This is a genomic window from Maribacter sedimenticola, from assembly GCF_900188415.1.
GTDB classification, from domain to species: domain Bacteria; phylum Bacteroidota; class Bacteroidia; order Flavobacteriales; family Flavobacteriaceae; genus Maribacter; species Maribacter sedimenticola.
The window spans coordinates 374,534-393,632 of the sequence record NZ_FZNV01000001.1 but is presented as its reverse complement, the minus strand read 5'-3'; the positions used below and the strand labels follow the sequence as shown (position 1 = coordinate 393,632).

The following is a 19,099-nucleotide window of genomic DNA, read 5'->3' as shown; positions in this document are numbered from 1 at the left end:
AGAATTAGTCTAAAAATGGCAACTACTTAATTTAACTTTGCAGTTGTCAAAATTGTTAAATCTCAACCTGTACGCCAACATGTTTATTTATAATATTACTACCAATATAGAAGAAGCTTACCATACAGAATGGTTGCAATGGATGAAGCAGGTTCATATACCGGAAGTATTGTCCACAGGAAAATTTCTAAGTGCAAAGTTCACTAAAGTTTTGGTAGAGGAAGATATGGGCGGAGAAACCTACTCCATTCAATATTCCGTTAAGGATAAAGCCACCTTAGAAAGGTATTATAATGAAGATGCTCCGCGCTTGATAGCACAAATAGAAAAGAAATTTGCGGGGAAACTGGTTTCTTTCAAAACAGAATTGGAAGTCGTAGATGAATATTTTGTGCAACGGGCTACGGCCACTCATTTATTGTTCACCTATGGTACGCTACAGGAACAGGATATACAGCTAGGCGTTTTCTCAAGGGCGTTAACAGGTTTTGAGGATGAACTTGCACAATATGTAGTTTCTGAAAAAAAAGTAGCCGGACTATATCCAACCCTGCAACATACCGGTAATGTCAAAGATATTATCAAAGGACAGGTATATTCATTGACCCACCAAGAATTACAAAAAGCTGACGAATATGAGGGTGAGGCGTACAAGCGCATACAGATAGAACTTGGCTCCGGCAGAAATGCATGGGTATATATTTCCAAATAAGGAGCATTTAAACGCATAATATGGGGACAAAAAGAAAAAAAAACAAGAATGACAGGTATGCTCCAAAAAAGCACCAGGATAAAGGTCCCGTAAAAGCAAAAAAACATTTAGGCCAACATTTTTTAATAGATGAGGCAATTGCAAAGTCAATTGCAGACACCCTTTTACAAAAGGAGTACAGAAACGTAATTGAAATTGGTCCGGGTACAGGGGTTTTGACCAAATATCTATTGAACAGGGATATTGATCTTGTTGCCATGGATTTGGATGCGGAATCTATCAAATATCTAAATGAAACGTTTCCAATGGAACATTTTGCCGTATTGCAGGGCAAGGGTTCTTTTAAAGTAATAGAGGCAGATTTCTTAAATTATGACCTTAACGAGCTGTTCAACAACCAACCTTTTGGAATTACAGGAAACTTCCCTTACAATATATCTACCCAAATAGTTTTTAAAATGTTGGAACATCGTGACCTGGTCCCTGAATTTTCAGGAATGTTCCAAAAAGAAGTGGCAGAACGTATTTGCGCACAGGAAGGCAGTAAAACTTATGGCATACTCTCTGTACTGGCACAAGCATATTATGATACGGAATATCTTTTTACGGTACCACCAGAGGTGTTTGACCCCCCACCAAAAGTGCAGTCCGGAGTTTTACGTATGGTAAGAAAAACCAATTACCAACTTCCTTGCGACGAACAATTATTCAAAAGAGTCGTCAAAACCGCTTTTAACCAGCGTAGAAAGACCTTGCGCAATAGTTTAAAAACCTTTACACTTTCAGATAATCTCAAAGAAGATACTATATTTGACCAACGACCAGAACAACTATCGGTCGTAGATTTTATAGCCTTGACGAAGAAGATAGCAGATGACACCCTTTAAACTAACAGAAGAACTTGTACATAATATAGAACAGCTCATTGAAAACAGAAATGATGCTGAATTAAATACGCTATTTCTAGACGTTCATTATGCTGATATTGCCGAAATCATTAATGAATTGGATGATGATGAGGCTACCTATTTGATCAAGTTATTGGATAGTGATAAAACTTCCGATATTCTTACCGAGCTGGATGAAGATGTCCGAGAAGCTATTCTACGAAACCTATCTTCTAAGGAAATTGCCAGTGAACTTGGTGAACTTGACACGGATGATGCTGCAGATATTATTGGTGAACTTCCAAAAGAACAGGTCCAGGAAGTAATCTCTAAAATAGAAGACCGGGAACATGCCAAGGATATTGTAGACCTTTTGCGGTATGCTGAAAATTCTGCCGGCGGACTTATGGCAAAAGAGCTCGTAAAAGTAAATGAGAATTGGAATGTGCTTACTTGCGTTAAGGAGATGAGGGCCCAAGCAGAAAATGTTACCCGTGTACATTCCATTTATGTGGTTGATGATGAAGATAAGTTAAAGGGTAGATTATCCTTAAAGGATTTGTTGACCACTTCCACAAAGACACATATCAAGGATGTGTTCATCAAAAATGTAGATTCTGTAAACGTAAACGAAGACCCAGAGGAAGTAGCTCGTATTATGAGCAAATATGACCTTGAAGCCATACCGGTAATAGATGAGATAGGAAGATTAGTAGGCCGTATTACCATTGATGATATTGTAGACGTAATAAAGGAAGAGGCTGAGCGAGATTATCAAATGGCCGCCGGTATATCCCAAGGTGTAGAGGCAGATGCAAGTATTTGGGAACTTACCAGGGCACGATTGCCATGGTTAATTTTAGGCCTGTTTGGGGGTGCTGCGGCAGCTGTCATTATGGGTGGTTTTGAGGAAATGTTTCGTGAATACACCGTCTTGTTTCTATTTACCCCGCTCATAGCGGCAATGGCCGGTAATGTAGGTGTACAGTCTAGCGCAATTATCGTACAGGGCTTGGCCAACGATGACATTAAAGGCAGTATAAGTGATCGGTTGATCAAAGAAATGTTATTGGCTTTATTGAACGGTTTTATTCTTTCGTGTTTATTATTGATTTTTACTTGGATATGGAAAGGGGATTTCCCCACATCATTGGCCATTTCTATTTCCCTGATTGCGGTAATTGTCGTTGCGGGCTTTATAGGAACCTTTGTTCCGTTGTTTTTGGACAAACGTGGCATAGACCCTGCAATTGCTACGGGGCCTTTTATTACTACGAGCAATGATATATTTGGTATTTTAATCTACTTCTCCATTGCCAAACTTATACTTGGAATTTAGTATTTGACAAAGAGGCTTAGAAGGATGTAAGTCGTAGAAATACAATATTGGTTGACAAATGAAAAAAATTAATCTTAACGATAAGTTTGAACATGTAGATTCATTTTGGCATCCCCACCAAATAGGTATTGTTGATGATATGCACGTATTATTGGCAAAAGTAAAAGGAGAATTTGTCTGGCATGCCCATGAATACGAGGATGAACTCTTTCATGTACAAAAAGGAACATTGTACATGCAGTTTCGCGACCGTACAGAAGTTGTAGAGGAAGGTGAGGTCATTATTGTGCCAAAAGGAACGGAACATTGCCCAATGACCAAAAACGGCGAAATTGTACATGTGCTCTTATTTGAAAAATTAAGCACGCAGCATACAGGCGCAACAACACATGTAATATCCAAAACGAACTACCCCAAAATATAATTCCCAGAGAACATGAAAGTATTGCACGTAGATATAAACCACCCATTAATTATAGAACAATTTTCTGAACTTGGCTTTGAGAACCATGAGGATTATACTTCCACGAAAGAAGAGATAGCAACAAGGATATCCCATTACGACGGAATTATAATTAGAAGCAGGTTTTCCATTGACGCGGATTTTTTGGATAAGGCTAAAAATCTAAAATTTATTGGTAGACTTGGGGCAGGACTAGAGAATATAGACACACAGTATGCAAAATCCTTGGGCGTTTTTTTGGCCGCTGCACCAGAAGGCAATAGAAATGCAGTGGGGGAACATGCGCTAGGTATGTTACTATCACTTTTCAATAAACTGAACAAAGCGGACCATGAAGTAAGAAGCGGAAAATGGGACCGGGAAGGTAATAGAGGGTTAGAATTGGAAGGAAAAGTTGTAGGTATAATCGGCTATGGCAATATGGGAAAGGCCTTTGCTAAAAAACTAAAAGGTTTTGATGTTGAGGAAGTCATATGTTATGATATAAAGGGTGGCGTAGAAGATGAACATGCAAGGCAAGTAGGCATAATGGAATTCCAAGATCGTGTAGATGTCATTAGTCTTCATGTACCACAGACCGAAGATACCATTGGCATGTTCCGTACAGAATTCATAGAAAAATTTAAAAAATCCTTTTGGATCATTAATACCGCTAGGGGAAAATGCATTGATACCCAAGACTTGGTAGCGGCTTTAAAGTCCGGAAAAATATTAGGCGCCGGTCTAGATGTTCTGGAATATGAAAAAGCATCTTTTGAACATATGTTTACGGATGACCAATTACCAGATGCATTTGAATATCTGATCAAAGCCGATAATGTAATATTATCTCCCCACGTAGCAGGTTGGACCGTTGAAAGCAAAATAAAACTTGCACAGACTGTCGTGGATAAAATTAAAAATAAATTTTGCTAAGCATATCCATCAATTAATTTTCATAACTTACTATGGCTAGCATATATTACTTTTGATTTAAATGCACTAACCATGAAATTTGCCGCAAGTACACCAGAAGATTATATAAATCAACTTCCAGTGGAACGCAAAAAGGTAATTGAACAACTACGGGCTACCATACGTAAAAATTTACCCAGTACTTTTGAAGAACAGCTTAGTTACGGCATGTTAGGTTATGTGGTTCCCCACGCTGTCTACCCATCAGGTTATCATGTTAATCCAGCATTGCCCTTACCTTTTATTAATTTGGCGTCACAGAAGAATTATATAGCCCTATATCACTCCGGTATATATGCGGACAATGGTTTAATGTCTTGGTTCGTCCAAGAATACCCAAAGCACACGGCTCAAAAACTGGATATGGGTAAGAGTTGCATCCGCTTTAAAAAAATAGACGACATTCCTTACCAACTTATAGGGGAGTTATGTACAAAAATGAGTGCCGAATCATGGATTGAGATATATGAACAGCATATTAAAAAATAACAATAACTAAAAAGTACATACTATGAAGAATAGAGTAACCGGCTTAGGTGGCTTTTTTTATAAGACCAATGACCCAAATAAAATCAAGGACTGGTATAACACTCATTTAGGATTAAATACGGACCAATTTGGTTGCACATTTTGGTGGAAGGACAAGGAAGGAAACGATTGTTCCACACAGTGGAGCCCTATGCCACAGGATACAACCTATTTTTCACCCAGTAAATCTAGCTTTATGATGAACTTTAGGGTAGAAAATTTAGTGGAATTACTTGAGGTATTAAAGTCTGAAGGGGTTACTGTTGTAGGTAAAATTGAGGAATATGAGTATGGTAAATTTGGTTGGATATTAGACCCGGACGGTAATAAATTAGAGCTCTGGGAACCAATTGATACAGCATTTTTGTAATCATTAATATTTCTTTACATTTATAACAATAATAACCAACAATTATAACCATGTCAGAAAACAATAAAGACTTCGGAGATAAAGCAGAGGATGCTTTTGACAACGCCAAAGAATCTGCAAAGGATTTTTCAAATGAAGCCAAAGAAACGGCAAACGAATTTAGTGAAAATGCAAAAAGAACCGCTGATGAATTTACGGCAGGTGCCAAAGAAGCCTTTAGTGGTGCCGGAGGCGAAAACAAGAAGGTTTTAGCTGGAATCCTAGCAATACTACTAGGTTCGTTAGGGGTTCATAAATTTATATTAGGATATCAAAAAGAAGGTTTCATCTTATTAGGTGTATCTATTGCTGCATGGGTATTATCTTGTCTAGCAATTGGACTATTATTTATATGGATACCATCGGTAATTGGCCTAATTGAAGGAATTATCTACTTGACAAAATCAGACGAAGAGTTTTATAACACTTACCAAGTAGGTAGAAAACCTTGGTTCTAACCATATAAAGCCGAGTAAAATACAGCTCGGCTTTTTTTATACCATTTATTATCGTAATATTGCAATATACAAATATTACAATGGGAGTTACCAAAACACAAATTTTCAATACAAGACAGAATGAACTGGCTATAGTTTTCAAGGTTCTATCCAATCCCGCTAGAATTGCCATATTACAATATATAAGCCAACAAGAGTCTTGCATCTGCAATGATATTGTAGATGAGATCGGCTTGGCCCAACCAACAATATCCCAACACCTTAAAGAATTAAAAAGCATTAATCTGATCAAAGGGGAAATTGAGGGTAAAAAAGTATGCTACTGTATTGATCTAGCGCGTTGGGCAGAAATCCAATCTTTGGTCAATTCCTTTTTTAATACCACTAAAAACAATTGTTGCTAATAAAAATCATTTATCATGAAAACATCGGAATTTTTAAATCTTTTAAAGCAAAATTCAAATAAAGCCTTAGTTTTTGAATATAAACCAGGCGCTTTAGTAGGGACAAATTATCACATTACAGAGGTCAAAAATATTAGTATTGAATCTGTGGATTGTGGTGCGGGTACAGATGCATGGAAAGAAACCATAATTCAATTATGGGAAAGTCCATCAGAACTAGGAAAAAGAGAATACATGTCCGCTTACAAAGCCTTGGGTATTTTGAACAAGGTTGATAAAATAAAGCCTATGGAAAAAGAGGTAGAGGTCAAATTTGAATATAGCAATGCTACTTTCCATACGGCCCAATTATATGTATTGTCACACCAAATCAAGGAAGACAGTTTAATTGTACATTTGGGTGTAGAAAAGACAGATTGTAAGGCAAAAGAAACTTGTGGGGTTCCAGAGACTTCTGAACAGACCACGGAAACGGCATGTGCTCCTGGCAGTGGATGTTGTTAAAATAAATAGTGATGGCAAAACCAACGATAAGACCTATGTCAGCTACAGATTGGGAATCTGTAGCTGACATTTACGCTGAAGGTATCGCTACAGGTGTAGCTACCTTTGAAACTGAAATTCCATCCTATGAAGTATGGGACAGGGCCCATATGGAAATCTGTAGGTTGGTAGCCTTAAACCGATCTAAAATTTTAGGATGGGCCGCACTATCCCCTGTTTCCAGCAGATGTGTATATGGAGGCGTAGCGGAGGTAAGCATCTATATATCCCAATCTAGCAGGGGAAAAGGTATTGGCAAGCAATTATTGTCGCATTTGATCCAAGCGAGCGAGAAGGAAGGTATATGGACCTTACAATCTGGTGTATTTCCAACAAACATTGCTAGCATAAAAGTACATAAGGCTGTTGGTTTTAGAGAAATAGGAGTACGCGAGCGGGTAGGTAAATTAAAAGGTATATGGATGGACAATGTACTTTTTGAAAGAAGAAGCAAGGTAATTGGCGTAGATTAAACTACACGTTTTCACTATCAATATCAGGATTTTGTGCCTCTTGCAACCTACGTTCAAGTTCTGCCTGAAATTCTTCCATAACCGGTTTTACGGTACTCTCGGGTAAATCTGAAATTTTAATGTACATTAATCCGTCTACAGAATTATTGAATAAGGGATCAACGTTAAACGCCACCACTTTCGCGTTTTGTTTGATATACTTCTTTATAAGTACGGGCAAACGTAAGCTGCCGGGCTCCACCTCATCGATTAAACGATCAAACTTGTTAAGATCGGCCTGTGTTTCATCAAACACGAACTCTTTGTCCGCATCTTTTAGTTTTACCTTGAACTCTTTTTTGGGCCTAATGTATTGGGCTACATAGGGATCCCAATAATTAGATTTCATAAATTCGATCATTAATGATTTGGAGAAGTTAGAAAACTGATTACTGATACTTACCCCACCAATAAGGTATTTGTGCTCAGGAAATCTTAAAGTGGTATGCACAATACCTTTCCACAACAAAAATAAGGGCATTGGTTTTTGTTGATATTCCTTTGTAATGTAGGCCCTTCCCATCTCAATGGAATCCTTCATCATATCATACAATTCTGGCTCTACCCTAAAAAGATCTTGCAGATAAAATCCGTCTATTCCATACTTTGGAAATATTTCCGAGCCCATTCCCATACGGTAGGCCCCAACAATACATTTTACATCATTATCCCATAAAAACAGATGATGATAATACGTATCGAACGTATCTAGGTCAATGGCCTTGTTGGTCCCCTCGCCTATTGCCCTAAAGGTCACTTCGCGCTGTCTACCTATTTCCTTTAGGATAAAAGGCATATCCTTTTCCTTGGCCAAGAATACTTCGTAATTTTTACTTTGAAGAAGACGGCAATCTTTCTCCCTAAGTTTATCAATTTCACCTTCCATAACCTCCTTGCGTACTGCGGAAGCTATTTTTTTGGGCTGCTTGGGCAACTTTAGTGAAGTTGGTATCTGATCGATCAAACGTTCCTTTTCGTACGCATTGGATAGTATATAGGTCTTACGGCGTAAAAGTTCCGTATACTCTACCAAACTTTGCTGCTCCTTTTGTGTTGCCACGGATATAGGCTGACCAATTCTTACTTTTATAGGCCTATTGTTCTGGGTAAAAACTTGGGAAGGTATCATGGCGGTACGCAGAGAATCGCCAAATTTGGAAATACGATAGAACAAGGAACTATTGCGGGCATGAAAATAAATTGGAACTACGGGAACTTCTGCCTTACGTATCAATTTCAAAACCGCTTCTTCCCATGGTTTGTCCACAATAAGTTTACCGTCCTTGATGGTAGATACTTCGCCGGCAGGAAAAACACCAAGTACATGACCGTTTCTTAAATGTTGTAAAGTGTTCTTAAAACCGGCTACACTGCTCTTGGCCTCCCTGTGTTCCGTAAATGGGTTTACCGGAAGAATATAGGGCTCAATAGGCACCATACGCTGCAATAAAAAATTGGCCATTATCTTAAAATCGGGCCTTTGCCTTACCATTAGTTTAAAAAGTAAGATACCATCTATAGCACCCAATGGGTGGTTGCTAATGGTCACATAAGGTCCTTCTTTTGGTAGGCGTTTATAATCTTCCTCCGGTATTTCGTAATCAATTTCAAAATGTTCTAAAATAGCATTTGCATAAGCCTCGCCATCCAAATGCGCAATGCTATCATAAAACTTGTTGATACTTGATATACGGGTAACTTTCATTAACACCCAACCAATAAATGTTCCTAAAACACCATATTTGGTAAGGTTGATCGCCTTGGCTATTTCTTTAGCGGTTACTAGACCCATATTCTCTTCCTCATTTAGATCGTAAATATAGGAAAATAGCAGAAGGGTACTTCTTTAAAAACCCATGTTGCAACTTAGGGTTATTTAACCACAAGCTGTACGGTTTCCGTACCACGTTGTTCTAAAAGCAATTCATGTCCGTTCTGTAAGGTTTCCAAGGCCTTGGTATCAAAGTGGCGTATGGTGTACAATGAAACATTTTCATGATATGCAACCTTAAACTTGCTCCGCAATTGTTGTAATAATTTTTCCAAGCCACCAAATTTATTGTCTACACATACAGAAAAACTAATGGCAGAATTTTGGATCAGGTCAACTTTTATCTTGTGCTCATGGAATAATTTGAAAAGCTCACTGATACTATCTTCTACGATAAATGAAAAATCCAAAGAAGACAATTTCATCAATACTTGATTCTTTTTAACGATAAAACAAGGTACTTTTGGTTCAATGCCCACACCTTTACCTACCGTGGTACCTTTGTTGACAGGATTTATAAATGATTTTACATGCAGGGGAATTTCCTTGCGCTGTAACGGCTGCAATGTTTTTGGGTGTATAACAGAAGCCCCGTAAAAGGCAAGCTCAATAGCCTCTCTGTAAGAAATATTGTTTAGCAGTTGGGTCTCTTTGAAATACCTGGGATCGGCATTCAATACGCCAGGTACATCTTTCCAAATGGTGACGGAATCCGCATTAAGGCAATACGCCAAGATTGCCGCAGTATAGTCAGAACCTTCCCGGCCCAAGGTGGTGGTAAAATTATTGTCATCACTACCTAAGAAACCCTGTGTAATGTTCAATACCTTTTTATCGATTTTAGTAACATTTTCCTGTGTACGCTCCCAATTAACGGTTGTATCCCTATACACACTATCGGTCTTAATAAAATTGCGCACATCCAACCAATTATTGGCAATGCCTATTTCCTTTAAATAAGCACTTATGATGGTCGTGGAAATCAATTCCCCATAACCCACTACCTGGTCATAGACAAAATTGTAATTGGGAGATTTATTCCATACCAAAAAACCATTGATTTCATCAATTAAGATTTTTATTTCGTTATAGATCGGATGCTGTGCATTAGGAAATAGTTCCGATACTATTTCGTGATGATAGTCTACCAACTCCGCTACTTTGGAAGGGATATCGTTCTTGTCCTGAAAATAGGCATTGATTATGTCTTCCATTGCATTGGTGGTCTTACCCATAGCGGATACAACCAATAATGTATTGTCATATCCTACTTCTTTCAAAACCTTTACTACATTTCTAACGGCATTTGCATCTTTAACGGACGCTCCCCCAAATTTAAAAACCCTCATAGTATATTTTATATTTAAAATCTTATTTAATCAATATGATTCCTAAGCAATAGCGCTCAAGTAATTTTTTATTCCCGCTTCATCTAATTGAACCACATCCCAATCGCGCATTACGTTTGCGCCCTTACTTTCATAAAAACCAATGGCGGGCTCGTTCCAATCCAATACTTCCCAACTGATCCTCTTAACACCTAGGTCATTACCGTATTTTACAACTTCGTTCAATAGGGAGGTTCCCAAGCCGCTTCCGCGCATTTCTTTGGTCACAATGAGGTCTTCTAAATGAATGACCGGTCCCTTCCACGTAGAATACCTTGGATAAACCAATGCCATTCCTACAATTTTATCTTCCTTTTCCGCAACAAAACAATGAAAAAGGTTATCTTCAAAACCATCTCTTTGTAAATCCTCTAAACTAAGCTCAACCGCATGTGCTTCCTTTTCAAAAGAAGCCAGCTCATGAATTAAGTTCAAAACCTGTTTCATGTCTTTTGGTTGTCCCTCTCGAATTGTATATTCCATAATTGTTACAAATAAAACACAAAGTTATAAATTTAAAAAATGAAATTAAAATCTAAATTGAACGTTTAACAAAATATCGGATATTTGTAAATAACTATAAACTAAAGCATGGCACCTAAAACAAACCAAACACTTGGAGAGTTTATCATTGAAAATCAAGATTCATTTCAATATTCCTCAGGCGAATTATCAAAATTGATCAACGCTATTAGACTAGCGGCAAAAGTTGTAAACCATGAGGTTAGTAAGGCGGGGTTAATAGATATATTAGGTGGAGTTGGTGAAACCAATATACAAGGTGAAGACCAGCAAAAACTAGATCTATTTGCAAACGACAAGTTTATACAGACGTTGCGCAATAGGGAAATTGTCTGTGGTATTGCATCTGAAGAAGAGGATAGTTTCATCAGTATTAACAGTAATGACAAAAATAACCAGAACAAATATATAGTTCTGATTGATCCCCTGGACGGTTCGTCCAATATAGACGTAAACGTTTCGGTAGGTACGATCTTTTCCATTTACCGACGGGTTACACCGGTAGGAACACCGGTAACCATAGAAGATTTTTTACAACCCGGAAATAAGCAGGTTGCTGCAGGGTACGTGGTATATGGTACATCTACCATGCTGGTATATACTACAGGTGATGGGGTTAACGGGTTTACCTTAAACCCGGCCTTGGGTACCTTTTACCTTTCCCACCCTAACATGCAATTTCCAGAAGAAGGTAAAATCTATTCGGTCAACGAAGGAAATTACGTCCATTTTCATCAAGGCGTAAAGGATTATATAAAATATTGTCAAATGGAAGAGGGTGACCGACCCTACACTTCAAGATACATAGGTTCATTGGTATCTGATTTTCATAGAAATATGATCAAAGGAGGCATTTATATGTATCCTAAAAGCAGTGTTACGGAAAGTGGCAAACTAAGATTGCTCTATGAATGCAATCCTATGGCCTTTCTTGCGGAGCAGGCCAATGGCCTGGCCATTGGGGGGAAAACCCGTATTATGGACATAGAACCGACCGAGTTGCACCAACGTGTGCCGTTTTTCTGCGGTAGCAGGAAAATGGTTGAAAAACTTCAGGAATTTTTAAATAAATACCATTAAAAAAGGGAGCGTAACGCTCCCTTTTTTATATTTTAACCGCACATATTTAGTGCTTTAGCAGATATAGATAATCTTCAAAATCTATTTTTCCGCCAAATATTGCTATAGAACGCTCAATGACTTTATCAGCTTTTTCACCAGTAAACCCTAGTCCAATAGCATACTTCTTTATCAATATCATTTCTTCGTCATCAATGGCATGATCAGAATAAATTATTCTGAACAGGTCATATAAACGCTCAAGCCTTTTCTCAGAATCCGGAGTAGAATCTATAGGATACTTGTTCTCTTTTTTAAGAACCTCTTCATATTCCGCCTTAGTAATATCCAATTTACTTGCAAAACGGTCTAACAAGGCTTTTTCCTCGGCACTTATTTCTCCGTCAATGGATGCCAATGTTGCCAATGCGGCAAAATGGGCCAAATTTCTTCTGTGCTCACCACTAGTATATAAATCTGCAAAAGACATATCGTAATTTTTAATTATTGAGCAAATATAAATTTTTTAGAGGTCATAGTTTACATTGTCCACAACTTTGTTTACCTGTAAAGTTCGTAACTTTCGGTAGCTATGAAAACACCCCTTTTACAATTTACGGACAAGGGTATCTATTGCGAAAAAGCAAAAGTATATCTAGACCCATGGAAACCTGTGGACAAGGCAATAATATCCCATGGCCATGCAGACCATAGCCGCTATGGTCATAAACATTATATTACGCATCATAGAAACGTACCTATAATTTCCCATCGTTTAGGCGAAATAAATGTAGCTGGAAAACACTGGGGAGAACCCTTTCTCATAAACAATGTAAAATTTAGCCTGCATCCGGCCGGTCATATCATAGGTTCTTCACAGATAAGGGTAGAACACAAAGGGGAGGTATGGGTTTTTACCGGAGATTATAAAACCGAAAACGATGGCATTTCCACCCCTTACGAACCTATTAAATGCCATACATTTATTACGGAATGCACGTTTGGCCTACCTGCCTTTACCTGGACACCTCAAGATGTGGTGTTGGCGGATATCAACAATTGGTGGGCAGAGAATAGGGCTGAAGGCAAAACCTCTATCTTATTTGGCTACAGCTTGGGAAAAGCACAGCGACTACTTAAATATCTTGATACCGATATAGGTGAAATCTACACCCATGGGGCTATTGAAAACATGACAGAGGTGCTACGCCCTTTGGTAGATTTTCCAAAAACCACCTTGATTACCAGGGATACCAAAAAGGATCAATTATTGGGCAACATTGTACTGGCACCGCCTAGTGCCCATGGCAGTACATGGATCCGCAAAATGGTGCCCTACGTAACGGCCTCGGCCAGTGGTTGGATGACCTTTAGAGGGGCAAGGAGAAGAAGGGCCGTGGATAAAGGATTTGTTCTCAGCGATCATTGTGACTGGAGCGGACTATTGAGCAGTATCAAGGAAACCGGGGCAGAGAAAATTATATGCACCCACGGGTATACGGACATATTTTCCAGATACCTACGGGAACAGGGCTACGATGCCCGTACGGAAGCCACACAATATGGGGAGGAAGAAACAGAAGTTGCGTTAGCTTCAAAATCAACGGCAACGGTATGAAAAATTTTGCTCTACTCATAAAAGCATTGGATAGCACCAATAAGACAACGGTCAAAGTTCAGGCGCTTACCACCTATTTTAGAAATGCAAGTGATGTTGACAAGGTATGGACTATAGCTATTTTATCGCATAGAAGGCCTCCAAGACCTGTCAATACGACCTTATTAAGGGAATGGGCATCAGAACTGGCCAATATTCCATTATGGCTTTTTGAGGAAAGTTACCATATAGTTGGAGATTTGGCCGAGACCATCGCATTGATAATCCCCGCCACGGAACTTTCTTCGGATAAAAGTCTTACAGAATATCTACAGGAAATGATTGCGCTGAAGAAAAAATCGGATGAAGAAAAGAAGAACTATCTGCACGAGAACTGGAAGGTCCTAAACTACTATGAGCGTTTTGTGTTCACAAAGCTTATCACCGGAGGTTTCAGAATTGGGGTAAGCCAAAAACTAATGACGCGCGCCTTGGCCAAAGCTACAGAAATAGATGAGGATATTTTAGCGTATAAGCTTATGGGTAAATGGGACCCTAACACCATTACCTTTCAACAACTCATTTTAGAGGAGAATGAAAGTGATTTTTTATCAAAACCATATCCATTTTATTTAGCATACGCCATAGAGGATGAAGTAGAGGATTTAGGCGATGTTACCGCTTGGTCTGCAGAACATAAATGGGACGGAATTCGTTCTCAAGTAATCCTTAGAAATAATGAACTATTTGTATGGAGCCGTGGCGAAGAATTGGTTACCGACAAGTACCCTGAATTTGAAAAATTTATTGGCACTATACCCAACGGTACGGTCATAGATGGTGAAATATTACCCTATCCAAATAATCATATCGGTACCTTCAATGACCTTCAGACTAGAATTGGCAGAAAAACAGTTTCTGCTGCATTGCTAAAAAAAGTACCGGTCATTTTAAAAGCCTATGATCTCTTGGAATGGGAAGGAAAGGATATACGCCAATTACCTTTTAAGGAACGAAGACATATTTTGGAAAATCTTTTTAAAAATGTCACTGAACAAAACCAAAGTGAGGTCACTGAGCGTAGCCGAAGCGAGGTCACTGAGCGTAGCCGAAGTGAGGTCACTGAACAAAACCAAAGTGAGGTCGCTGAGCGCAGCCGAAGTGAGGTCACTGAGCGTAGCCGAAGTGATATCCCCCTTCATCTTTCCGAAACTATATATTTCACATCATGGGAAGACGTTGCAAAAGAACGGGAACGTGCCCGTGAAATGCATAGTGAAGGTTTAATGCTCAAGCGAAAAGATTCCCCGTATTTGGTAGGCAGAAAAAAGGGCGATTGGTGGAAATGGAAGGTAGACCCCTTGACCATTGATGCCGTGCTGACCTATGCCATGCGCGGCCATGGTAGACGAAGCAATTTGTTTACGGATTACACCTTTGCTTTATGGAACGATAATGACGAAGGAGAAAAAGAACTGGTCACCTTTGCAAAAGCATATTCCGGACTAACCGACGCCGAATTTAGAAAGCTGGATGCCTGGATCAAAAAAAATACCTTGGAACGTTTTGGACCGGTAAGAAGCGTTACTCCCCATCATGTTTTTGAAATTGCCTTTGAAGGTATTGCCTTATCAAAAAGGCATAAAAGTGGTATCGCAACGAGGTTTCCAAGAATGCTACGTTGGCGTAAGGACAAGAATATTCACGAAGCCAATACTCTGAAAGATCTAAAACAACTGATTCCAGGTAAGGCCCAAGAATCCAAAACCCAAAAAAAGGAACAGAAAAGTAAGGAATCCGTTGAAAAATAGCTACAAGTAATTTGCTGGTAATACCAGATAATGAACAGAGAAGAATTGTTTAATATTGCCCAAGAATGGTTTCAAGAACAACATTGGAAACCGTTTAAATTCCAAAAAGATACTTGGAAGGCTTTTCTACAGGGTAAAAACGGATTATTGAACGCCCCCACCGGAAGTGGCAAGACCTATGCACTCTGGTTTCCTATAGTATTGAACTATATGAAACAGAATCCGGAGTACCGGACCAAACATAAAAAGGGACTAAAAGCGGTCTGGATAACACCCCTACGTGCACTTTCCCAAGAAATAAAACAATCTGCGGAAAGAGTAACGGCAGACTTGGGCACACAAATGACTGTTGGCATCCGATCAGGTGATACATCTACAAAAGAACGGGCACGGCAAAAGAAACAAATGCCAGACCTGCTTATTACCACACCAGAAAGTTTGCAATTACTATTGGCCACCAAGGGGTATGATAAAATTTTTAAAGACTGCTCTGCAATCGTAGTCGACGAATGGCATGAAATTTTAGGTACCAAAAGAGGCGTACAGATGGAGCTGGCCCTTTCTCGTTTAAAGGGTATTTCAAAAGAATTGCGCATTTGGGGAATATCTGCCACCATTGGTAATTTGGAACAAGCGCGTGAAGTTTTGTTGGGTCCCGGCACCAATGCCTTTGATAATTCTATTTTGATCAAGGCCAATATCAATAAAAAAATTACGGTCAAGAGCATCATACCCAAAAAAATGGAGACGTTTCCATGGCGTGGTCATTTGGGTTTGCATTTATTGGAAGATGTGGTACCAATAATCAATCACAGTACAACCACCTTATTATTTACCAATACACGCAGCCAATGTGAAATCTGGTTTCAAAAAATATTGGAAAAACATCCTGAATATGCCGGCGAAATGGCAATGCACCATGGCAGCATCAACAAAGAAACCCGGGTTTGGGTAGAAAATGCGATCCGTAATGAAGATTTAAAGGCCGTAGTCTGTACCTCAAGCTTAGATTTGGGCGTAGACTTTGCCCCTGTAGAAACGGTAGTTCAAATTGGCGGCCCAAAAGGGGTGGCGCGGTTTTTACAAAGGGCGGGCCGCAGCGGACATAGACCGGGCAAGGAAAGTGTCATTTACTTTTTACCTACACATGCCATAGAACTTATAGAGGCATCGGCATTACAAAAAGCGGTAAAACTTAATTCCGTCGAGGACCGTTTGCCCTATCTAAATAGTTATGATGTATTGCTGCAATACTTGACCACTTTGGCAATATCCAATGGTTTTTACCCCAAGGAAATTTACAGGGAGATTAAGGAAACGTTCTGTTTTCAGGCGATAACCGAGGAGAAATGGCAATGGTTGTTGAATTTTTTGGTAATGGGCAGCCAAAGCCTACAGTCCTATGATGAATATAAAAAGGTAGAAGTTGAGGAAGATGGCAAATTTACCGTAACCAATAAAGGTGTAGCCATGCGCCATAGATTTCAGATCGGCACCATTGTGGGCGATGCCAATTTAGCGGTAAAATATCAAAAAGGCGGATATATAGGTTCCGTAGAAGAGTTTTTTATATCTAAATTGAACAGGGGTGACGTATTTACCTTTGCCGGTAGGAATTTAGAATTTATACGGATCAAGGATATGACCGTACAAGTAAGGAATTCCAATAAAAAAACGAATAAAATTACAAGTTGGATGGGCAGTAGACTCACCCTGTCCGCACAAATGTCAGAATTACTAAGGGAGGAACTCTATAGTTCTAGCGAACCAAAAGAAAAACAATCTAAAGAAATACGGGCGTTGGCCCCTTTATTTGAACGTCAGCGGAGAGAAAGTATAGTGCCCAGGCCCAATGAATTTTTAATAGAATCCTTCAAGACCCGCGAAGGGTATACCCATATCTTTTATCCGTTTGAAGGTAGGTTCGTGCATGAGGCCATGGGTAGTTTATTAGGGTACCGTATTAGTTTATTGACGCCCATAACTTTTTCCTTGGCCTTCAACGATTATGGCTTTGAGCTTTTATCCGATCAACCCATAGATATACAACAAGTTCTTGATAATGATCTGTTCTCCACGGATTATATGCTGGACGATTTGCAAAAAAGTCTAAATGCCACGGAAATGGCACGGCGTAAATTTAGGGACGTGGCCATTATTAGTGGTATGGTCTTTACCGGTTACCCTAAAAAGAACATTAAGATGAAACATTTGCAGAGCAACTCGCAATTACTGTTCGATGTCTTTCGTGATTACGAACCGGAGAATTTGCTTTACCAACAAGCTTTTACGGAAACCTTTGAACATCAGTTGGAAGAAGGACGTTTACGGTTATCGTTAGAACGTATTGCCACACAGAACATTATATGGAAACAATGTGATAAGGCTACACCATTCTCTTTTCCATTGATTACCGAGCGTATGAACAGGGAAAAATTATCAAGTGAAAAATTAGAAGATCGTATAAAAAAAATGGCCGCCCTGCTAATGAAAAAATAAAAAACCCACTATAACTTTTGGCCATAGTGGGTCAACAATATTGATATTCAATAATTTAAATTTTGGTATAGACACTTTTTACCGTGTATTCCTCGCCATCATAAGAATCGGTATAGGACATCGTAAATGTATCTCCAGATACGGTATAATTTACTTCTATTTCTATATAATCATCTGAAATCATCATCTTTCCTTTAGAAGTTATAGACCAGTCACCAATGGTAGAATAATCATCTACCGCACATTCACTTCCCTCATCATCCGTAGGAGAATAGCTTATGTATTGATAAGAGTTGTCCGCTTTAAAGACAATAGTCTGTTCAAGTTCACAAGTAGTCAATTCATAAGGCTCATCATTATCGTATTCCGCAACGAGTTGCCATGATCCAATTAACGCATTTTCAGATTCCTCCGTATTTTCATCGTTACTACAAGAAGCAAATAGGCCCAATGCTATTATACTACAAAAAATAAATACTTTTTTCATGTGGATATTATTAAGGTTGGTTTAAAATTACCAAGACATAACGGATCGGCTTTCTATTTATTATCTTTGTGGGTTTATGGCCCACCCCATTCAAATTCGTGATCAATCCTTTAAAATGCATTTCTCCGGAACACTTTTCTGGGAAGAACGTTCCATGCTTTTGGTAAGTGATGTGCATTTGGGAAAGGTATCGCATTTTAGAAAATATGGAGCGGCCGTACCGCAGGCCGCAGTTCAAAAAAATTTTGATATGATGGATGAGTCCATTGCATATTTTAAACCAAAGACCCTAATCTTTATGGGTGATCTGTTCCACTCATCGTTAAATAGGGAATGGGAAATTTTCGAGAATTGGGTACAAGAAAAAACCTTGGATATTATTTTGGTCAGCGGCAACCATGATATATTGTCCCCATTAAAGTACAAGGCAATAGGGATAAACGTAGTGGAAGAAATGGTACTAGGTTCTTTTTTATTGACCCACCACCCTATGGAACGTGACGGACTATTTAATTTTTCCGGCCATATTCACCCGGCCATAAAATTAAGTGGATTAGGACGGCAAACCGTAAAACTTCCTTGTTTTTACAAAACTGAACACCAAATGATCTTACCCGCATTTGGCGAATTTACCGGCACTTTTACCTTAGAACCATGCAATGGCTGCGAAGTCTATGCCCTTTTAGGAGATGCGGTACTTCCCGTACCCATTAAAGAGGTGAAGAAAAAACGGCGGCGTAGTAAATAGTGCATTTA

Annotated in this window: 21 protein-coding genes; 16 read left to right on the top strand and 5 right to left on the bottom strand. The window is 39.0% G+C overall.

What is annotated here, in order from left to right; translation table 11 throughout:
* Nucleotides 1-79 precede the first annotated feature (79 nt).
* The 11 genes from CHB68_RS18815 to CHB68_RS01635 all read left to right on the top strand — a co-directional run bounded on the left by CHB68_RS18815 (nt 80) and on the right by CHB68_RS01635 (nt 7,170).
* The gene (locus CHB68_RS18815) at nt 80-712 is read left to right on the top strand and encodes a DUF4286 family protein (protein ID WP_089258939.1); all 633 of its coding nucleotides are present in this window, start codon (nt 80-82) and stop codon (nt 710-712) included.
* 20 nt (nt 713-732) lie between these two features.
* Nucleotides 733-1,599: a 16S rRNA (adenine(1518)-N(6)/adenine(1519)-N(6))-dimethyltransferase RsmA gene (gene rsmA, locus CHB68_RS01680; RefSeq protein WP_089258937.1), complete on the top strand. Its 867-nt coding sequence runs from the start codon at nt 733-735 to the stop codon at nt 1,597-1,599.
* Nucleotides 1,586-2,938 carry a magnesium transporter gene (gene mgtE / locus CHB68_RS01675; RefSeq protein ID WP_089258935.1) on the top strand — a complete coding sequence of 451 codons (1,353 nt, stop codon included), beginning with the start codon at nt 1,586-1,588 and terminating at the stop codon, nt 2,936-2,938. The genes rsmA and mgtE overlap by 14 nt, the downstream gene beginning before the upstream one ends.
* 58 nt (nt 2,939-2,996) lie before the next feature.
* Entirely contained in the window at nt 2,997-3,362 is a 366-nt protein-coding gene (locus tag CHB68_RS01670) for a cupin domain-containing protein (protein WP_089258933.1), read from the top strand.
* A 12-nt stretch (nt 3,363-3,374) separates the two neighbouring features.
* A complete protein-coding gene (locus CHB68_RS01665; protein WP_089258931.1) occupies nt 3,375-4,316 on the top strand; it encodes a 2-hydroxyacid dehydrogenase in 942 nt (313 codons plus the stop codon).
* Nucleotides 4,317-4,388: 72 nt separating this feature from the next.
* Nucleotides 4,389-4,844, top strand: coding sequence for a DUF1801 domain-containing protein (locus CHB68_RS01660; RefSeq protein ID WP_089258929.1), 456 nt, complete (start codon nt 4,389-4,391; stop codon nt 4,842-4,844).
* A gap of 22 nt (nt 4,845-4,866) precedes the next feature.
* Nucleotides 4,867-5,253, top strand: coding sequence for a VOC family protein (locus CHB68_RS01655; RefSeq protein WP_089258927.1), 387 nt, complete (start codon nt 4,867-4,869; stop codon nt 5,251-5,253).
* 50 nt (nt 5,254-5,303) lie between these two features.
* On the top strand, nt 5,304-5,750 hold the full coding sequence (locus CHB68_RS01650) for an NINE protein (RefSeq protein WP_089258925.1): 447 nt from the start codon (nt 5,304-5,306) through the stop codon (nt 5,748-5,750).
* Nucleotides 5,751-5,830: 80 nt separating this feature from the next.
* On the top strand, nt 5,831-6,154 hold the full coding sequence (locus CHB68_RS01645; RefSeq protein WP_089258923.1) for an ArsR/SmtB family transcription factor: 324 nt from the start codon (nt 5,831-5,833) through the stop codon (nt 6,152-6,154).
* A 15-nt stretch (nt 6,155-6,169) separates the two neighbouring features.
* Nucleotides 6,170-6,658 (top strand): DUF6428 family protein, encoded by a 489-nt coding sequence (locus CHB68_RS01640; protein ID WP_089258921.1) that lies wholly within the window; start codon nt 6,170-6,172, stop codon nt 6,656-6,658.
* Between the two features lie 11 nt (nt 6,659-6,669).
* A complete protein-coding gene (locus tag CHB68_RS01635) occupies nt 6,670-7,170 on the top strand; it encodes a GNAT family N-acetyltransferase (protein WP_089258919.1) in 501 nt (166 codons plus the stop codon).
* Between the two features lies 1 nt (nt 7,171).
* Here CHB68_RS01635 and CHB68_RS01630 read toward each other — a convergent pair whose 3' ends face one another.
* The 3 genes from CHB68_RS01630 to CHB68_RS01620 all read right to left on the bottom strand — a co-directional run bounded on the left by CHB68_RS01630 (nt 7,172) and on the right by CHB68_RS01620 (nt 10,851).
* A complete protein-coding gene (locus tag CHB68_RS01630; RefSeq protein ID WP_089258917.1) occupies nt 7,172-9,001 on the bottom strand; it encodes a GNAT family N-acyltransferase in 1,830 nt (609 codons plus the stop codon).
* 80 nt (nt 9,002-9,081) lie between these two features.
* Nucleotides 9,082-10,329 (bottom strand): aspartate kinase, encoded by a 1,248-nt coding sequence (locus tag CHB68_RS01625; RefSeq protein WP_089258915.1) that lies wholly within the window; start codon nt 10,327-10,329, stop codon nt 9,082-9,084.
* A gap of 42 nt (nt 10,330-10,371) precedes the next feature.
* Nucleotides 10,372-10,851, bottom strand: a complete 480-nt coding sequence (locus CHB68_RS01620) for a GNAT family N-acetyltransferase (protein WP_089258913.1) — start codon at nt 10,849-10,851, stop codon at nt 10,372-10,374.
* Nucleotides 10,852-10,959: 108 nt separating this feature from the next.
* Here CHB68_RS01620 and fbp point away from each other — a divergent pair, with 108 nt between their 5' ends.
* Nucleotides 10,960-11,970 (top strand): class 1 fructose-bisphosphatase, encoded by a 1,011-nt coding sequence (gene fbp / locus CHB68_RS01615; RefSeq protein WP_089258911.1) that lies wholly within the window; start codon nt 10,960-10,962, stop codon nt 11,968-11,970.
* A gap of 46 nt (nt 11,971-12,016) precedes the next feature.
* Here the strand turns inward: fbp and CHB68_RS01610 are convergent, their stop codons facing one another.
* The gene (locus CHB68_RS01610) at nt 12,017-12,439 is read right to left on the bottom strand and encodes a tellurite resistance TerB family protein (protein WP_089258909.1); all 423 of its coding nucleotides are present in this window, start codon (nt 12,437-12,439) and stop codon (nt 12,017-12,019) included.
* A gap of 102 nt (nt 12,440-12,541) precedes the next feature.
* Here CHB68_RS01610 and CHB68_RS01605 point away from each other — a divergent pair, with 102 nt between their 5' ends.
* From CHB68_RS01605 to CHB68_RS01595, 3 genes are read left to right on the top strand one after another with little or no spacing between them, the layout of a single operon-like run.
* The gene (locus CHB68_RS01605; protein WP_089258907.1) at nt 12,542-13,567 is read left to right on the top strand and encodes a ligase-associated DNA damage response exonuclease; all 1,026 of its coding nucleotides are present in this window, start codon (nt 12,542-12,544) and stop codon (nt 13,565-13,567) included.
* Nucleotides 13,564-15,357 carry an ATP-dependent DNA ligase gene (locus tag CHB68_RS01600; protein ID WP_089258905.1) on the top strand — a complete coding sequence of 598 codons (1,794 nt, stop codon included), beginning with the start codon at nt 13,564-13,566 and terminating at the stop codon, nt 15,355-15,357. The genes CHB68_RS01605 and CHB68_RS01600 overlap by 4 nt, the downstream gene beginning before the upstream one ends.
* 30 nt (nt 15,358-15,387) lie before the next feature.
* Nucleotides 15,388-17,856: a ligase-associated DNA damage response DEXH box helicase gene (locus tag CHB68_RS01595; RefSeq protein WP_089258903.1), complete on the top strand. Its 2,469-nt coding sequence runs from the start codon at nt 15,388-15,390 to the stop codon at nt 17,854-17,856.
* 55 nt (nt 17,857-17,911) lie between these two features.
* On the opposite strand, the gene CHB68_RS01590 is transcribed toward CHB68_RS01595, so the two are convergent.
* Nucleotides 17,912-18,343 (bottom strand): lipocalin-like domain-containing protein, encoded by a 432-nt coding sequence (locus CHB68_RS01590; RefSeq protein WP_089258901.1) that lies wholly within the window; start codon nt 18,341-18,343, stop codon nt 17,912-17,914.
* A gap of 76 nt (nt 18,344-18,419) precedes the next feature.
* On the opposite strand from CHB68_RS01590, the gene pdeM reads away from it, so the two are divergent.
* Nucleotides 18,420-19,091, top strand: coding sequence for a ligase-associated DNA damage response endonuclease PdeM (gene pdeM, locus CHB68_RS01585; protein ID WP_089258899.1), 672 nt, complete (start codon nt 18,420-18,422; stop codon nt 19,089-19,091).
* The last annotated feature ends 8 nt before the right edge of the window (nt 19,092-19,099 follow it).

Excerpts from the sequence above, each read along its gene's own strand:
- CHB68_RS01600 (WP_089258905.1), top strand. The coding sequence starts at position 13,564 with ATGAAAAATTTTGCTCTACTCATAAAAGCATTGGATAGCACCAATAAG.
- CHB68_RS01630 (WP_089258917.1), bottom strand. The coding sequence starts at position 9,001 with ATGGGTCTAGTAACCGCTAAAGAAATAGCCAAGGCGATCAACCTTACC.
- CHB68_RS01640 (WP_089258921.1), top strand. The coding sequence starts at position 6,170 with ATGAAAACATCGGAATTTTTAAATCTTTTAAAGCAAAATTCAAATAAA.
- CHB68_RS01670 (WP_089258933.1), top strand. The coding sequence starts at position 2,997 with ATGAAAAAAATTAATCTTAACGATAAGTTTGAACATGTAGATTCATTT.
- CHB68_RS01655 (WP_089258927.1), top strand. The coding sequence starts at position 4,867 with ATGAAGAATAGAGTAACCGGCTTAGGTGGCTTTTTTTATAAGACCAAT.
- CHB68_RS18815 (WP_089258939.1), top strand. The coding sequence starts at position 80 with ATGTTTATTTATAATATTACTACCAATATAGAAGAAGCTTACCATACA.
- pdeM (WP_089258899.1), top strand. The coding sequence starts at position 18,420 with ATGGCCCACCCCATTCAAATTCGTGATCAATCCTTTAAAATGCATTTC.
- CHB68_RS01645 (WP_089258923.1), top strand. The coding sequence starts at position 5,831 with ATGGGAGTTACCAAAACACAAATTTTCAATACAAGACAGAATGAACTG.
- CHB68_RS01605 (WP_089258907.1), top strand. The coding sequence starts at position 12,542 with ATGAAAACACCCCTTTTACAATTTACGGACAAGGGTATCTATTGCGAA.
- CHB68_RS01590 (WP_089258901.1), bottom strand. The coding sequence starts at position 18,343 with ATGAAAAAAGTATTTATTTTTTGTAGTATAATAGCATTGGGCCTATTT.
- CHB68_RS01665 (WP_089258931.1), top strand. The coding sequence starts at position 3,375 with ATGAAAGTATTGCACGTAGATATAAACCACCCATTAATTATAGAACAA.
- CHB68_RS01610 (WP_089258909.1), bottom strand. The coding sequence starts at position 12,439 with ATGTCTTTTGCAGATTTATATACTAGTGGTGAGCACAGAAGAAATTTG.
- CHB68_RS01595 (WP_089258903.1), top strand. The coding sequence starts at position 15,388 with ATGAACAGAGAAGAATTGTTTAATATTGCCCAAGAATGGTTTCAAGAA.
- fbp (WP_089258911.1), top strand. The coding sequence starts at position 10,960 with ATGGCACCTAAAACAAACCAAACACTTGGAGAGTTTATCATTGAAAAT.
- CHB68_RS01620 (WP_089258913.1), bottom strand. The coding sequence starts at position 10,851 with ATGGAATATACAATTCGAGAGGGACAACCAAAAGACATGAAACAGGTT.
- CHB68_RS01650 (WP_089258925.1), top strand. The coding sequence starts at position 5,304 with ATGTCAGAAAACAATAAAGACTTCGGAGATAAAGCAGAGGATGCTTTT.
- CHB68_RS01625 (WP_089258915.1), bottom strand. The coding sequence starts at position 10,329 with ATGAGGGTTTTTAAATTTGGGGGAGCGTCCGTTAAAGATGCAAATGCC.
- CHB68_RS01660 (WP_089258929.1), top strand. The coding sequence starts at position 4,389 with ATGAAATTTGCCGCAAGTACACCAGAAGATTATATAAATCAACTTCCA.
- mgtE (WP_089258935.1), top strand. The coding sequence starts at position 1,586 with ATGACACCCTTTAAACTAACAGAAGAACTTGTACATAATATAGAACAG.
- rsmA (WP_089258937.1), top strand. The coding sequence starts at position 733 with ATGGGGACAAAAAGAAAAAAAAACAAGAATGACAGGTATGCTCCAAAA.
- CHB68_RS01635 (WP_089258919.1), top strand. The coding sequence starts at position 6,670 with ATGGCAAAACCAACGATAAGACCTATGTCAGCTACAGATTGGGAATCT.